The sequence below is a fragment of the Methyloglobulus morosus KoM1 genome, assembly GCF_000496735.2.
GTDB lineage: Bacteria > Pseudomonadota > Gammaproteobacteria > Methylococcales > Methylomonadaceae > Methyloglobulus > Methyloglobulus morosus.
Window position 1 is genome coordinate 33052 of the sequence record NZ_AYLO01000082.1, and the last position, 15397, is coordinate 48448.

The following is a 15397-nucleotide window of genomic DNA, read 5'->3' on the forward strand; positions in this document are numbered from 1 at the left end:
CGATTGAAAGGCCCTTCTTTTGATAGTTTTTAAATAAGCTGGGTTAATTGTTTGCATGCCGCGATTTCCTGAAATGCACAGGATTATCGACAGTAGTCATACAGCCAACTCAACACTGTATTTTCGTGGGTCATAAAACCGGAAAGTTGATAATTCCTTGTTTTTATGCTCCACTAATCTCGTGGTATGGAAATATCCGTACCTGTTTTTGCAGCATAAGCAGCAATAATTTATAGGAGTTATGTGATGTTAGATAAAGAACAACTCGACGAACTTAAAAGTGAAGGGCGTAAGCTTTATCCCGCAAAAAGGGGTGATGCGGCAATGGGCCCGTTAAAACGACTGCCTGGTGTGTGGAAAAGCGAGGGTCGCGGCTGGAACATGATCGCGTTGCCGTTTGCAACTGAACCCGGGAGCCCAGCGAACTTTCGGTTACTGTTAAACCAGTATAACGAAGAACTCAAATTCAACCTTGTGGATAAGGCGATCCCTAACCGTGGCATTCATAGGAGTGGCGTTACCATCGAAGATGATCAGTTTCTTGTGGCATTGGATTATGAGCAGACGATAGCACAAGTTGCGGCTGAAGATTTCCCAGTCAGCGGGAAGGCGGGGCCAGCAAATCTGGCTATCCATCATGAACCCGGCTTGTGGTTATTCATGACCAATGAGGTTACTGACGGGCTGGATATCGCACGGCTTGCCACCATTCCGCACGGCGACTCGGTGCTGGCCTTGGGCAAGAGCGCCAAGTCCCAAGGCGCATCGGTAATCCCCAAAGTCAATGGCTTACCGGAAGGCGTCAGCCAAGACCTAAATGCCAATCCCTACTTGGCCCCGTACAAGAAATTCCACGATAATCCGTTCAAGGGGAATGTGGCCGCCCCAGGATTCCCAGGGTTCGACCCCACGAACCCGCAAAACTTGCTAGACCTTGCCAACCAGGGCGTGAATATCGTTAAGACCACAACGCTTACGGTAGATACCAATAACGCGACGGGCGGCATAGTCAACATCCCATTCGTCGTGAAACAAGCCAACGCTGCGTCTATGAAATCCACATTCTGGATTCAGGAACTGGCGGATAAAGACAGCCATGGCAACCCGAAACTCCGCCTGCAATATTTGCAGATAGTGATGCTTGATTTCTTCCCGCGCAGGGACGGATTGCCTGGCCTCATCCGATGGCCTCATATCAGCATCAATACATTGGAGAAAGATGTTAGCTAAACACCAGAATCCTAGAGGGTTCTAACCAGCGTATGGGACACGCCTTACCTTAGGTACGCCGTGTCCCATCGTTGCCATGATCCCTTCATAAGGCATCCCGACAACTCAAACCAAAACCTACTCCCTAGACCTCTATTGCTTGATGCCGCTATAGTCTTGCTGTCCTCGACCAAGCGGCTCATTGAGAATATCCGATAAGGACGAACGTGGAATTAATAGTGCGATAATCAGCACAAAAATAGCCGCTATCCTGAAACAAAAGAATTTGCCATTGATGTCTCTCTTACTTATTGCCAGGGAGCGCGTTACTCAGCTACCATGCAGTAACGATGAGAATAAAAATACGGGGAGAAACATGAATTACTGGTTAATGAAATCCGAACCCGAGGCATTCGGCATTAATGATTTAAAAAACCGCCCTAACCAAACTGAGCATTGGGATGGTGTCCGTAATTATCAGGCGCGGAACATGATGCGGGATGAAATGAAACTGGGCGATTTAGTATTCTTTTATCATTCCAACTGTGCCGAACCTGGAATCGTAGGGATTATGGAAGTGGCAAGGGAAGGTTATCCCGATTTTCTGGCTTTTGATCCCGACGACATCCACTTCGACCCCAAAAGCGATCCTGACAAACCGACCTGGATGATGGTGGATGTCAAATACGTCAGGACGTTAACCCGTACCATCACGCTAACCGAACTCAAACAAAAACCGGAGCTTTCCGATTGGGCATTGCTAAGGCGGGGCAACCGTTTGTCCATCATGCCCGTCAGCAAGCAGCAGTGGGATTTTATTCTGGCTCTGGAATAAGATCGTTAACGGCAGGCGGCTCAATAGAACTGGCTTGTCGCGCTTCAACAATCTTGAGCAGGTGACTAGCTAGAATAATCATTTCGCAGGCTTCTTCTGCGCCTAACTGGACTTTTTTATGGCTGTGCGGGTTCTTGTAAGAGCTAATAGCGCCAGCCATCAAGTCAGAAAGCGCAATACGTTCAGCGGCAGGTATTGATTGGTCTGTGAGCGAACCCGTTGATTCGTCGAACGCCTTGCGGACTAGATCAACACCGTATTCATCAACTTTAAAATTTCCCACACCACGAATGGCGACTTCCAGTTCCTTGAAGGCTTGAAAAACGGCGGTGGCGTAATCGCCACGCATAAAGGTAGGCCAACAGATCTTAGCGATTGTCGGATGCAACATAGAGCGGGGCAAAAGGATTGAATTGACGTAAGCAGCAAGCTCGTCACGGTTCTTGATTTTCTTTCCGCGTCGGGTCACAAAATGCCAGCCATTAGTACCGCCTGGGGTTGGGGCCAGCATCCCTTCGTTGACTAACCAGTTCCAACCTTCAGCCATCGCAAAGCGAATTTGTTCCCTGTCGGCCTGTGCAAAAGGCCCTATTGTCCCCGAATCGGAGAAACTGGTTGGATGTAGCCGCGATTGGGCGTTAGGCTCAGATGCATTAATAAGCTCCAGCGCTAGCCCAGCCAACTCTTCGGGTTCGAGAGCAAGGATCGAAGCAGCGTCAGGTTGCAGATCATAAAGTGTAGGCATAAATGGTATTCGTCGTCCTAATGATTCGGCCTAGTATAGCCCTCGTTTCCGTTCGCCTTTCCACGGGCTCAACACGAACGGTTTCAAACATTATAAGGCCGGATCAATAATATTAAATTTCAATAGATTAATCCTATATCGAACTAGCGGAAATTACGAATTTCCAATTCCCCCTTGTGTCAAATGCCCTGGTTCCAAAAGCTTTTGTAGTTCATCCCGACCCAGATCAGTCATCTCAGCCGCCACATCAATAATCGGACGGCCTTGTTTATATGCGGCTTTGGCGATTTCGGCGGCTTTGGCATAGCCGATGATAGGGTTGAGTGCAGTCACCAGGATCGGGTTAAGGGCCAATGCTTTTTGAAGGTTATCTTCGCGCACCGTAAAGCCCGCAATGGCCTTGTCCGCCAGCAACTTGCTGACGTTGGCGATGAGTTCAATGCTTTGCAGGATATTATAGGCGATCACGGGCAGCATCACATTCAATTGGAAACTACCGGATTGCCCGGCAATGGTGATAGTGGCGTCGTTGCCGATGACTTGCGCGGCGACCATCGCTACGGCTTCGGGTATAACCGGATTGACCTTCCCTGGCATGATGCTGCTGCCGGGCTGTAAGGCGGGCAGCTCGATCTCGCCCAATCCTGCCAGCGGACCGCTGTTCATCCAGCGCAAGTCGTTGGCGATTTTCATTAGGCTGACGGCGATGACTTTCAGTTGCGACGACAATTCCACGATGGCATCTTGACAGCTTAGGCTTTCAAAAAATGAAGCGTTGGGTTGGAAAGGCAGCTTTGTTTCTTCCGACAACAACACCGCAAACCGTTCGGCAAATTCAGGATGCGCGTTGATGCCCGTACCCACCGCCGTACCCCCCTGGGCGAGCTTATGCACCCTGGGCAAGGTCGCTTGAATTCGGTCTATACCATTCCTGATTTGCAACGCCCAAGCGCCCAGTTCCTGATCCAAGCGTATGGGCATGGCATCCATCAGGTGCGTCCTTCCGGTTTTGGTCACATGATCTAACGAACGCGCCTTTATTTCTATCGCTTCCAAAAGGTGGTTTAAAGCAGGCAGTAAAGCGCTTTGGCATTCAATCGCGGCACTGACGTGGATGGCGGTAGGAATCACGTCATTACTGCTTTGTCCCCTATTGACATCATCGTTGGCACTAATCACAATCCCAGATGAACGGGAGGCCAACGTGGCAATGACCTCATTGACATTCATATTGGTGCTGGTGCCGGAGCCTGTCTGGAACACGTCTATCGGAAATTGGTCGTAATACTGCCCATCTATTATCGTTTGGGCCGATTTAATAATGGCGTTACCCGTGTCGGCATTCATTTCGCCTAATGCCATATTGACCTTGGCAGCGGTTTTTTTGATAAGCGCGACCGTCTTGATAAAAGCGGGCGGCATGGCAAGGCCGCTGATCGGGAAATTATCAATGGCGCGTTGCGTTTGCGCGGCGTACAAGGCATCGGCAGGGACTTTCAGCTCGCCCATGCTGTCTTTTTCGATTCGATAGGGTTCAGTCATTGTGTGTTCAATAAAGGTTAAAACTTGAGTTTTGGTAAACGGCCAGTTAAGGGATTTGTTAGTGCGATTGTGTAATAGCACTGGGATTAAGTCAGCATAACCTGCTTGCCATCGGGTTTGTTCCGCAATGTCGATCAGCTCAACGGTAATGCCGGTTTCGACAACAAGGCATTCATGCAACAATTCCTCCGCCAGATCGCACAAATGGCAACCGGATGTCCCCAGCAATAGGTATTTCATTGATGATAGTCGATGGTTTGCCAAGATAATCCCAAAGGCATCATTTTACCAGCCTAACCGGTGGCAAGCACGGCGCGATTTGCCTGTTAAATTATTTTACCCATAAACTCTAGCGATTTTGAGGCGAATTATCGATTGTCCCGACATGTTTAGCAGGTTTATTTTGCACAACACTTTGCCCTAACCTATGGGGTAATAGCATCCAGCAAAACGAAAATCTCTTTTCAACTCAATTTGTTGTAAGATAACTCGATCAATCCAAAGAATGATTACGATAAATCTAATACATCGTCATCGGTAAACTGAAAACTTAATCCGGCTATCCATGTTTCACAACGAGGCAAGGGTTCCTTTTGGCAACTCCCAACCCATTCGAGCATCTAGGCAGCAATTGTATTAACCGCAGCGTCTCTGTTAAAGTTGCCTGAACCGACCAATAAGGTATTTATTCAATGACCACTCATACAACACACGACCACAGCCACAAACCCAACCGCCAAACCTTGTATGTCGTAATCGGGCTTATATTAGGCGTCATTGTGGGCGAATTGCTTAATTTGTCGCTCGGTGATACAGGGGACGGTAAGCCTAGCCCAGAACTTAAGCAAATTATCACGGTGTTTACCGTACTGACGGATATTTTCCTGCGCCTGGTCAAGATGATTATCGCGCCCTTGGTCATATCCACCCTGGTCGTGGGCATGGCCAAGATGGGCGACATAAACACCGTTGGCCGTATCGGCATCAAGGCGTTGTTGTGGTTTTTTTCCGCATCGCTCATGAGCCTGTTGTTGGGCATGTTGTTGGTGAATGTGCTGGAACCGGGGGCTTCTCTCCATATTCCTTTGCCGACCGTCGGTGCTGAGACCGGACTGCCGGACGTTAAACCGACACTTAGCACATTTGCCGCCCATATCTTCCCGAAAAGCGTGGTGGAAGCGATGGCAACCAACGAGATTTTACAAATCGTGGTGTTCTCGGTGTTCTTTGGCGTGGCCTGCGCCTCGCTGGGCGAGCTGGCGCAACCGATGGTCAAACTGCTGGATTCACTGACGCATATCATGCTGAAAGTCACCAGTTACGTCATGCATTATGCCCCCGTGGCGGTATTCTCTGCCATGGCATCCGTAATCGCGCAGCAAGGCATAGGGGTGTTATTGACTTACGGCAAATTTATCGGGGAATTCTATTTTGGATTGCTATTGCTATGCACCTTGTTGGGCTGTGTGGCCTTCCTGATTTTAGGGCGCAAACTTTTCTCGCTTATCAGCCATATCCGCGAACCGATGCTGTTGGCTTTCGGCACGGCCAGCAGCGAAAGTGCATATCCAAAACTATTACAGCAACTGGAACGTTTCGGCTGCGATGAAAAAGTCTGCGGCTTGGTGTTACCCTTGGGTTATTCGTTCAACCTCGACGGCAGCATGATGTACATGACCTTTGCCGTCCTGTTTATCGCCCAGGCTTATGGAATCCACATGCCGCTTCCCGACCAGCTTTTAATGCTGTTGGTGTTGCTGTTCACCAGTAAAGGCGTGGCGGGTGTGCCACGGGCATCGCTGATTGTGATCTCCGCCACCTTGTCGATGTTCAACATCCCCGAGGCCGGGTTATTGTTGTTGCTCGGCATCGACCAAATCCTGGATATGGGACGTAGCGCAACCAACGTATTTGGCAACAGCATGGCATCGGCAGTCATTAGCCGATGGGAAAAGGCGTTGCGGTAGATGAGTATCCCTTCAGAGCAGATGACTAATTTGATGGGCGACCAAAAACATAAACCCAATAAAAAACTCCACCAACATCTCTACATCCAAGTCCTGACCGCCATTAGCCTTGGGATTTTGCTCGGCCATTTCTGCCCAGAGTTGGCCGTTAACATGAAACCCCTGGGCGACGGCTTCATTAAGCTCATCAAAATGATGATTGCGCCCATTATTTTCTGCACCGTAGTGACAGGAATTGCCGGGATGCAAGCTTTGGATAAAGTTGGGCGTGTCGGTGTTAAAGCCCTGATTTATTTTGAAGTGGTGAGTACGCTGGCACTGCTTATCGGCCTGTTGGTTGTGCATAGTATCCGACCGGGCGTAGGCATGAATGTGGATGCAAGTACGCTCGACACCCAAGGCCTTACGGCTTATACGGATGCGGCAAAAACACAATCGGTGGTCGAGTTCCTGCTGAATGTCATCCCAACCACCGTGATCGATGCATTTGCCAAGGGTGACATATTGCAGGTATTGCTGTTTTCGCTGCTATTCGGCTTTTCCCTAGCCGCCATGAAAGACAAAGGGGCGGAAGTGACGAATTTTATCGGCAAAGTTTCACACGCCCTGTTCGGGATCGTGGAGACAATCATGAAGCTCGCCCCCATTGGGGCTTTCGGAGCGATGGCGTTTACGATAGGCAAATACGGCATTACCTCACTTGCGCCGCTTGCAGCCCTGATGGGCAGTTTTTACCTGACTTGCGGCCTGTTTATTTTTGGCGTACTAGGTTTGATAGCGCGGTTAACCGGATTTAGCATCTTGCGTTTTATTGCCTACATCAAGGATGAATTGCTAATTGTGCTAGGGACTTCATCGTCTGAATCCGTGCTTCCACGCATCATGACCAAGCTGGAACTTTTGGGCTGCTCTAAGTCGGTGGTTGGGTTGGTTATCCCAACTGGCTACTCGTTCAACCTTGATGGCACGTCTATTTATCTGGCGATGGCGGCTATCTTTGTCGCCCAAGCGACCAATACGCCTTTGTCACTGACGCAAGAATTAACGCTGCTTGGGGTTTTGTTGTTGACCTCCAAAGGCGCAGCGGGTGTCACAGGCAGCGGCTTTATCACACTTGCCGCCACGCTTTCTACTGTACCGACCATTCCCGTCGCCGGTCTTGCGCTGATACTCGGCATTGACCGCTTTATGTCAGAAGCCCGTGCCTTGACCAACTTGATCGGAAATGGGGTGGCTACGATAGTCGCCGCGAAATGGGAAAATGAACTGGACCAACAGCAAATGAATGCCGAACTTAATGCTAAAGCAACGGATTAAAGCTGCAGAACTATGGGAGCATTCTAAAGTTAACTGAAAAACCTTTTTTACATTTATGAAGCAAGGCTACTGCCCATTATAGGATTTCAAACGAGCTGAATACGTTTTCATTCGATTCCACTTCGGTGATTTCCACTTGATCGACCCGCGCCGTAATCGGGCCTTTGTGGCACCATTGGATAAAAGGTTCCAAGATGCCGACTTCGGCTTGGGCGACAATTTCTACACGTCCATCTTCCCTATTTCTGACCGTCCCTTTTACGCCTAAGTCTTGGGCTTTGTTTTTAGTGAAGCGGCGAAAATAAACGCCTTGCACTCGCCCAGAAATTTGGATGTTAACGGTGCGGTTCATGCTGAATCCTCCAGCAATAATGGATTCTTGGGTTGCGGATAAAGTCTTCCGGTATTGTTTTGGCGGTTATATCCTCAATTGTAAGCCCAGTCAATGCACCTCTATCTAAGACAAAACGCCGAAAATTGGTGGAAAAATAAAGTACGCCTTGGGATTCAAGCAAGGTAGCCGCTTGCTGGATTAACGATGCATGATCTTTTTGTATGTCGAAAACGTCGGCCATCCGCTTGGAATTTGAAAAGGTCGGCGGATCCAGAAAAATCAAGTCATATCGCCTAGGATAAGCATGTCTCGCTTCAGTTTCCAGCCACTCCAGGCAATCGGCTTGGATGAATTCGTGCTTGCCGCTGGTATTGTTAAGTGCCAGATTGGCCTTTGCCCAATCGAGATAAGTGTTGGACATATCGACCGTGGTCGTGGCTTTGGCCCCACCGACTGCGGCATGGACTGTCGCGCTGCCCGTGTAGGCAAAGAGGTTGAGAAAGCGCTTGCCTTTGGCTTGTTGCTGGATCATCAGCCGGATGGGTCGGTGATCCAAAAATAAGCCCGTGTCCAGGTAATCTTCAAAATTGACCTGTAACTGACAACCATGTTCTTCGATGACATGAAAATTTCTTTTGTCGGCCAATTTTTGGTATTGATCTGTGCTTTTCTGCTTGCGGCGTATTTTTAGGAATACATGGTTGGGCAGAACGCCCAATATTTGGGGGATTTCTGCCAGCAGTTCGGCCAAGCGTTGGTTGGCCTTGAACGGATCAATACTTTTGGGGGGATCGTATTCCTGGACATTGACCCAGGTTTCTTTGCCCCCATTTTTGTTGACGTGATAGAGGTCAATCGCCACGGCATATTCGGGCAGGTCGGCATCATAAATACGGTAACAACTCAGGTTATTTTTGTTTTTCCAGGATGCAAGTTTTTTCAAGTTTTTTTGCAGGCGGTTTACAAAGCTCGCCACACCCAGGTCACTCACCTTATCGTCAACCTTGTCGTCGAGGTTTGCAGCCTCAAGCTTACGCGCCTCAGTTATCGCCTTATAATAAGCGGCATTTTCTGGCTTTGGTTCAAGCACTCCGCTAACTTTCGTATCTGTTGCAATCTCACCTTGGTTGGCAATGATGGCATCGTTAATTTGGGCCATACGTTCATCCGCAGATTTGGCTTTAGGCACAAAAAAAGCCGTATCTTCAACCGTCATCCGCAATAATTTACATTCCAATGCACCGTTATAAAAACTGACAGGTTTTTGCGAACGTATGCCCAAACGGAAACCCAATTCGGGATTGCTCGTAATCATCGCCGCTTGCCAATGGTTAAAGTGCGCTTTCAAGGTATCGCCAAATTTTTTGTATAACTCAGCGGTTTCCTGCTCATCACCCAGGCGTTCGCCATAAGGCGGATTGCAAATCAACAACCCAGTTTTCCAACTTAAGGCTGGCGCGGCATCCGCAATTTCACGGCATTCAAGATGGATTTTGCCCTCTAAACCCGCAGTTGCAATATGTGTATGGGCGGCGTTGATGTTACGGCGGTCCTTATCAAAACCAACTATCATTGGCAATTGCTTTAAGCCTGTCGTTTTGCGCTGTAAGGCTTCAGACAGCAACGATTTCCAACTAGTTGCATCATGTTTTTTCCATCCGATGAAGCCGTAATAATCCCGCAGCAAGCCGGGGGCATAATCGGCGGCAATCATCGCGCCTTCCACCAATAAGGTGCCGGATCCGCACATGGGGTCGATCAACGTGCCACCTTGTTTGGCGATGTCTGACCAACGACTGCGTATCAACAACGCTGCCGCCAGGTTTTCTTTTATGGGAGCCTTGATGGTGGTATCACGGTAACCACGACGGTGCAGGCTTTCGCCCGACAAATCCAAGCTGAGCACAGCCGTTTCACCGTTTAAGTTGACATTGATGCGGATGTCGGGCTGTTCCGTGTCGATATTCGGGCGTAAGTGAAATTTTGCCCGCATCTGGTCAACGACAGCATCCTTGACCTTTAATGCGCCGAAATGGGTATTGTTAATGGCCTGCGATTTTTTCGCATTGAAGGTCACCGCAAAGCTGCCTTCGGGCCCAAGATGTTCAAACCAATTGATTTTTTGCACGCCTTGATACAAGTCATCCTGGCTTGTGACCCTGAATGTACTGAGTTGCAGCAAAACCCTATTTGCAATCCTAGACCACAAACAAACTCGGTAAGCGGTGGCTAAATCACCCTCAAAGAATGCACCGGCAATGGTCGATTTAACTTTTTCTGCACCTAGCGAACGTAGCTCATCCGCGAGGATATCTTCCATTGCTTTAGGGGTGGTGGCGAAGAGCGGGTAGTTTGGCATGGTTCAAATGAAAAAGCCTTGCTAGGCAAGGCTTTAACAATAGCCGTAAAAAGGCAGGTGGTTTTTTCTACTATTATTTATTGATTTTGATTAACTCAACTTCAAAAATCAACGCCTCATTAGGGCCGATTGCGCCGCCAGCACCATTTTCGCCATAAGCTAACGCGGAAGGGATATAAAATTTGTATTTCGCACCTTCGGTCATTAGTTGTACGCCTTCTGTCCAGCCGGGAATAACGCCATTCAATGGGAAGGAGGTGGGTTCGCCACGGCTGTAGGAACTGTCGAACTCCTTGCCATCAATGGATGTGCCTTTGTAATGCACGGTGACATTATCGGTTGCGGTAGGATTGGTTTTGCCGGTACCTGGAGTCAGCACTTCGTATTGCAAGCCGCTTGCTGTGGTTTTGATATTGGGTTTTTTGGCATTTTCAGCCAGAAATTTTTCACCAGCGGCCTTGTTTTCATCGGGTGTACCCGCATTAGCGAACGATAACATGGTAAATCCTATAGCAATGATAAAAAGGACAGAAAGAAATTGGGTATGAATTTTTTGCACTTTATTGACCTCGCGTTAAAAATGAAAAGTCACATTATAAACGTCTATGCTTGTTAAAAAAGGGATTATTTAAGAACCCAAGGCAAGTTGATTTCGATCATGGTTCGATAGGCTCACCACAAAAATAATCGGCTATGTGCAAAACAAGGTTGGAATACAGCTTTCGACCCCGTAACCGACGATCAAAACTATACCCTGGTTTTCTTAGAGCCCGACATTCAATAATTTCATCAACCAGCTATCATAACGGTACATACAAAAGCAATTTTGACTTTGTGATAGACTGCTTTGGTCGATAAGCTGAAAAAATAGGACCGGCCAACAGTAGGCGTTCACTATGGCATCCCGTAGCCGACTGATACAACTAAAGGAAACTCTGAACAAGTTGATTCCGCTCATGGTTCGACAAGCTCACCACGAACGGAATCAACACGTTACCGTTCGTCCTGAGCCTGTCGAAGGACTTATTCAGAGCTTCCTAAACTTAATAAGCAACAATTGAAACCCGACCTTGTTTCAAGACTTACCTGCTTTTTAAACGCCTAGCCACGAAGACTAAAATCACTGTCGTAGGCTGGAAGGCATAGCCAACTATAATAAATTTGACATTTTTTAAATATATGCATCTAATAGCCCTAAGACTGGTTTAAGAATAAAAGTTAGCGTGAAGAATAACAAAAAAAGCTAAGCCTATCGGAAGGTAGGTACAGAAAGTCGCGGATCCAGAATGATGGAAAGCCGGACTGCCGAGGGCGACATCGTGAATGTTGCGTAAGGCAGCTCGGCTTTTTTATTGCGTGCAGGTTCTTACTCGCCGCAGCACTGGGAGTGAAGACTATGAACAATGCCAAGACGCACAACCCAAGCGTTAATCCGCAGCAAAAGGGAACTCACGCGAACTTTGCGGTGTGGGCGTTAGGATTGATAACTCTCGTGGTGTTTTGCAACACACCTCGTACTCCGCATAAAGATGTGGGAAGTCGGGTAGGGCGGATTAGAAGCGCCCAAAGGACAAACAAAACGGATAGACCAGATGTTTGCGCTGCTAATCCTCCCTCCATTCAATCCGCCTTACGCTCAGCCCGCTGAGCTTTAAGTTTAACCTGTTTTTACAATGTGAAAGAAGGAGAGAACATGAGCTACGTTGAAAGTAATTTGATGTCAGGAGAAAAAATAATCTACAAAGCCTATATCCATTGGTTTATTTTTTTGCCAGGTATCATTTTTGCTGCATTGGGAATCTTGCTGATTGCTGCAAATAAGCAAGGGGAAGGCGGTGCTACTATTGGTTTATTGCTACTAATTTACGCTGTTATTTTACTGCTTAAGGCTTTTATAATAAAAATTTCTACTGACTTAGCAGTAACCTCTAAACGGGTAATTGCAAAAGCTGGATTTATTCGTAGGCGTTCGGTTGAGCTTAATCACAGCAAAGTTGAAAGCTTTATTGTTAATCAAAGTATTTTTGGAAGGATGTTTAATTATGGAACTATCATAGTTAGAGGGACAGGAGGGGGAAGAACAGGTGTTCAAGGCGTAGACTCGCCGTTTGATTTTCGTAAAAATGCAATGGAAACAATTGACCAGAGTCAACAAACCTAAAAGGGCGCTCAACCGGAGCGCGGTTATAATCCGATTTTGTTGTTCAGCCTGGTAGGGTGGGCAAGCTTTTTTGCCCACCGTTTACAACTAAGTGAACGATAGTGAGGGTTTTATGAATCGAACAGCTACCATTTTTTTGAGCTTGAGTATTGCGGCGGTCTCCATCTTATTCGCAGGCTGCGAGTCTAAGAAAATCGAAGGACAAGTCACCGACTCTTTTGGCAAACCTCTTGCCGGCGCCAATATTCAAATTGAGCAGACACTATTTGCAGCTACCAGCGAAGCCGACGGCCGTTTCATCTTGGATTACGCACCAGGGCAATTCACCGTAAAAATCTCCAAGACTGGCTATACAACTCAAAACATACCTTTGTCAATTCAGCAGAAGACGAAACTCCCGCTTCAACCCGCTGTGCTGTATCCCATCCCAGAAACAGAAGGTATGTTTTTATTATCTGAAAGCGGCCTGCAAAGGGTCTCGGATGGCTGCAAGGTTTCCGTCTCTACCCAAAAAATTGGAGGCGGATGGGAAGGACAGACGCTCTGGACATTTTCTGTGAACGCACAGAACGGCTTAAAGAGTGATTTTCCAAAGTGGGGGGAGCTTACGTTCATAGACCGTGTTTCAGCGCATATCGAACCCGTGAAGCTGCGCAGGGACGACGAGACTGAAAGTGGAGTCGCGCTGCAGTTTGCACGCGCAGACTATTTTGGTAAGAATGAAGACAAGTACAGCGGCTTCCTGAAAGAGAAAACGGCAACAGTTGGTCAGGAGCAATTGCAGATCCGAACCATTACGACCGACCGCAACGGTAGATACGCGTGGGTGGCAGTCAACCAAGCGATTTTCTCGGACGGTAGATGGATTCTAACCCCAGACAAACCATGCTTCTATTTTGCGGCGGGCGCTCAGACCAACGACGAACAGAAGTCATCTGAGGCTCCCGTTCCACCGCAGCCGATTTCTCAACAAGAACGGACTGAGCCTGCGCAAATCCCCGCGTCTCAACCGGCCGTATCTCAGGCACCCGCTCCCCAAGTTCCTGAACCGACCTCTCCATCGCAAGCTATCGCTCAACCCGCAGTTACTCGCGAAACGTCTCAAGTTCCACAGCAAGAAGTAAAAGTCCAAACCAAAGACCAACAGACGACTCAAGCACCGGCAGTTCCGATACATAAGCAGGGAGATACTTATACGCTGGTATCGATTAACTTGGACAGCGGAACACCTAATAACACGACAGAACGAAAAGTAGTCTTGGCAAGCTCTGAGAAAGTGGTACTCGAATCAAGAAACCTCGCCAGTAAAAGTGCCGCTGTGCGACAACTTGAATTTACCCCGGAATGGAATGTAGTCGCGACTCGAAACGCTGAGGGAAGCGGTTTAAATTACTCGCCACCGCTTAAATACTACGAATTCCCTCTTACTCCAGGGAAAACGTGGCAGCAAACAAGTATAGAGACCAACACAAAGACCAGTGCAACAAGGGAACATACGCTATCCGCTACTGTTGGAGACTGGGAAACCGTTACCGTCCCTGCGGGAACATTCCGTGGCGTTAAAGTCACGATTCAGACTGAACTTCTTGACCGAACCACCGGACAAAAAACTACAGGTACAGACACGTCGTGGTATGTGCCGGAAGTACGCAGAAGCGTCAGGTCGTTAACTTCTTCAAAAAATTCCGAAGGGGTTGAATCCAAACAGGATATTCAGTTAATCAAATATGAAGTAACAAAATGAAGATTAAACTGCTGGTATTACTCGTATGCGTCTTGATTTCACTACCTGGTGTAGCTACGGCTGTGCAATCTTTGGACTACCAAAGGCAGTCAGAACAGGCTGCTGCGGTAACGAAAGCACAATCCGAACACGCCGCTGCGGTAACGAAGGCGCAAGCCGAACACGCCGCTGCGGTAACGAAGGCACAAGCCGAACACGCCGCTGCGGTAACGAAGGCACAATTCGAACACGCTGCTGTGGTAACGAAGGCACAGTCAGAACATGCCGCTGCGGTAAATGCAGATAATGGAATCGTAAACAAAATCTATTCTTTTTTAAAAACAGGACTATTAGAAAACATTTATAAACTCTTCCAAGGAGGGCCTTCCACTCCTGCGCAGTATCCATCTGGTGGCGGAGCGGTAACAGATATGGGAATTACAATAATTGAAAATTCTCCAGAGATTGCCCAAAACCAAAAAAATGTTACCGACGCTCAGAAACGTTGGATACCAGAAGCTGTTGAACTTTGCAGAGATGGGTTGCCAATGGAAGAAATACTTATGTTGGCACCAGGAGTACAAGGGGGTGAGCTATTTTTTCCAAAACAGCGTCTGACTAGCGTGATCAAAAACGAGGCAATAAAACAAGGCATCACTTGTAAAGAATAATATTCAGATCAAGGTAGGCCGGTTAGGGCCATAGGATGTGCTGAACGAAGGGAAGCGCATCGTTCGTGTTGTCTCGATTGATGCGCCTCGTTCCTCGGCACATCCGACATTTGGCGCATCTTACGGGTTGACATCAAAAGGCTAGGGTTTCCGGTTTAGCTTTCCATAACATACGTCCGTATGTCGGTTAAATTGTGCGGTGTGTAAGGTGGATTCGCGTGAGCAACCCGTAAGACGGTTTCGCGCTAGCAAACCGTCATAAACGGAGCGGATATGTTGCCAAAAAGGAAGGAATACAGATAGCATATTACGTTGTGAGCTGAGGATGTTTTCAATGGAATACGACTGGGATAAAAACAAAGCAGTAGCAAATTTGTCAAAACATGATGTCTCTTTTGAAGAAGCGAAAACAGTTTTTGATGATCCATTCTATGTGGATTTCTATGATCCAGACCATTCCTTCGCAGAACACTGTTTTATCCTGCTGGGTAAATCGGCTCAAGGGAGATTATTATTCGTTTCTTATATGGAACG

13 protein-coding genes and 1 riboswitch are annotated in these 15397 nt (G+C 47.8%); of the genes, 8 read left to right on the forward strand and 5 right to left on the reverse strand.

Going from position 1 to position 15397, the window contains the following annotated elements:
- Positions 1 to 246: 246 nt before the first annotated feature.
- Positions 247 to 1230: a heme-binding protein gene (locus tag MGMO_RS10675; protein ID WP_023495064.1), complete on the forward strand. Its 984-nt coding sequence runs from the start codon at positions 247 to 249 to the stop codon at positions 1228 to 1230.
- Positions 1231 to 1585: 355 nt separating this feature from the next.
- Positions 1586 to 2044 (forward strand): EVE domain-containing protein, encoded by a 459-nt coding sequence (locus MGMO_RS10680; RefSeq protein ID WP_023495065.1) that lies wholly within the window; start codon positions 1586 to 1588, stop codon positions 2042 to 2044.
- Here MGMO_RS10680 and MGMO_RS10685 read toward each other — a convergent pair.
- Entirely contained in the window at positions 2025 to 2789 is a 765-nt protein-coding gene (locus MGMO_RS10685) for a TIGR02391 family protein (protein ID WP_023495066.1), read from the reverse strand. The two genes, MGMO_RS10680 and MGMO_RS10685, sit on opposite strands and share 20 nt — an antisense overlap.
- 153 nt (positions 2790 to 2942) lie before the next feature.
- Entirely contained in the window at positions 2943 to 4571 is a 1629-nt protein-coding gene (locus MGMO_RS10690) for a lyase family protein (RefSeq protein ID WP_023495067.1), read from the reverse strand.
- Between the two features lie 452 nt (positions 4572 to 5023).
- Between MGMO_RS10690 and MGMO_RS10695 the strand changes: the two genes are divergently transcribed.
- Positions 5024 to 6298 (forward strand): dicarboxylate/amino acid:cation symporter, encoded by a 1275-nt coding sequence (locus MGMO_RS10695; protein ID WP_023495068.1) that lies wholly within the window; start codon positions 5024 to 5026, stop codon positions 6296 to 6298.
- On the forward strand, positions 6299 to 7615 hold the full coding sequence (locus MGMO_RS10700; RefSeq protein ID WP_023495069.1) for a dicarboxylate/amino acid:cation symporter: 1317 nt from the start codon (positions 6299 to 6301) through the stop codon (positions 7613 to 7615). It begins immediately after the preceding gene.
- A gap of 76 nt (positions 7616 to 7691) precedes the next feature.
- Here MGMO_RS10700 and MGMO_RS10705 read toward each other — a convergent pair whose 3' ends face one another.
- From MGMO_RS10705 to MGMO_RS10715, 3 genes are all read right to left on the reverse strand, one after another.
- The gene (locus tag MGMO_RS10705) at positions 7692 to 7967 is read right to left on the reverse strand and encodes an acylphosphatase (protein ID WP_023495070.1); all 276 of its coding nucleotides are present in this window, start codon (positions 7965 to 7967) and stop codon (positions 7692 to 7694) included.
- Complete coding sequence (rlmKL, locus tag MGMO_RS10710) at positions 7951 to 10308, reverse strand: bifunctional 23S rRNA (guanine(2069)-N(7))-methyltransferase RlmK/23S rRNA (guanine(2445)-N(2))-methyltransferase RlmL (RefSeq protein ID WP_023495071.1); 2358 nt, start codon at positions 10306 to 10308, stop codon at positions 7951 to 7953. The genes MGMO_RS10705 and rlmKL overlap by 17 nt, the downstream gene beginning before the upstream one ends.
- 73 nt (positions 10309 to 10381) lie before the next feature.
- On the reverse strand, positions 10382 to 10807 hold the full coding sequence (locus MGMO_RS10715) for an FKBP-type peptidyl-prolyl cis-trans isomerase (protein WP_200922729.1): 426 nt from the start codon (positions 10805 to 10807) through the stop codon (positions 10382 to 10384).
- A gap of 733 nt (positions 10808 to 11540) precedes the next feature.
- Positions 11541 to 11618: riboswitch (cyclic di-GMP riboswitch) on the forward strand.
- A gap of 383 nt (positions 11619 to 12001) precedes the next feature.
- Between MGMO_RS10715 and MGMO_RS10720 the strand changes: the two genes are divergently transcribed.
- The 4 genes from MGMO_RS10720 to MGMO_RS10735 all read left to right on the forward strand — a co-directional run.
- A complete protein-coding gene (locus tag MGMO_RS10720) occupies positions 12002 to 12469 on the forward strand; it encodes a PH domain-containing protein (protein ID WP_023495075.1) in 468 nt (155 codons plus the stop codon).
- A gap of 112 nt (positions 12470 to 12581) precedes the next feature.
- Positions 12582 to 14213, forward strand: a complete 1632-nt coding sequence (locus MGMO_RS10725; protein WP_023495076.1) for a carboxypeptidase regulatory-like domain-containing protein — start codon at positions 12582 to 12584, stop codon at positions 14211 to 14213.
- Positions 14210 to 14863, forward strand: coding sequence for a hypothetical protein (locus MGMO_RS10730; protein ID WP_023495077.1), 654 nt, complete (start codon positions 14210 to 14212; stop codon positions 14861 to 14863). The genes MGMO_RS10725 and MGMO_RS10730 overlap by 4 nt, the downstream gene beginning before the upstream one ends.
- A 334-nt stretch (positions 14864 to 15197) precedes the next feature.
- Positions 15198 to 15397, forward strand: a 200-nt coding sequence (locus MGMO_RS10735) for a BrnT family toxin (RefSeq protein WP_036307563.1), incomplete at its 3' end; no start/stop codon positions are given.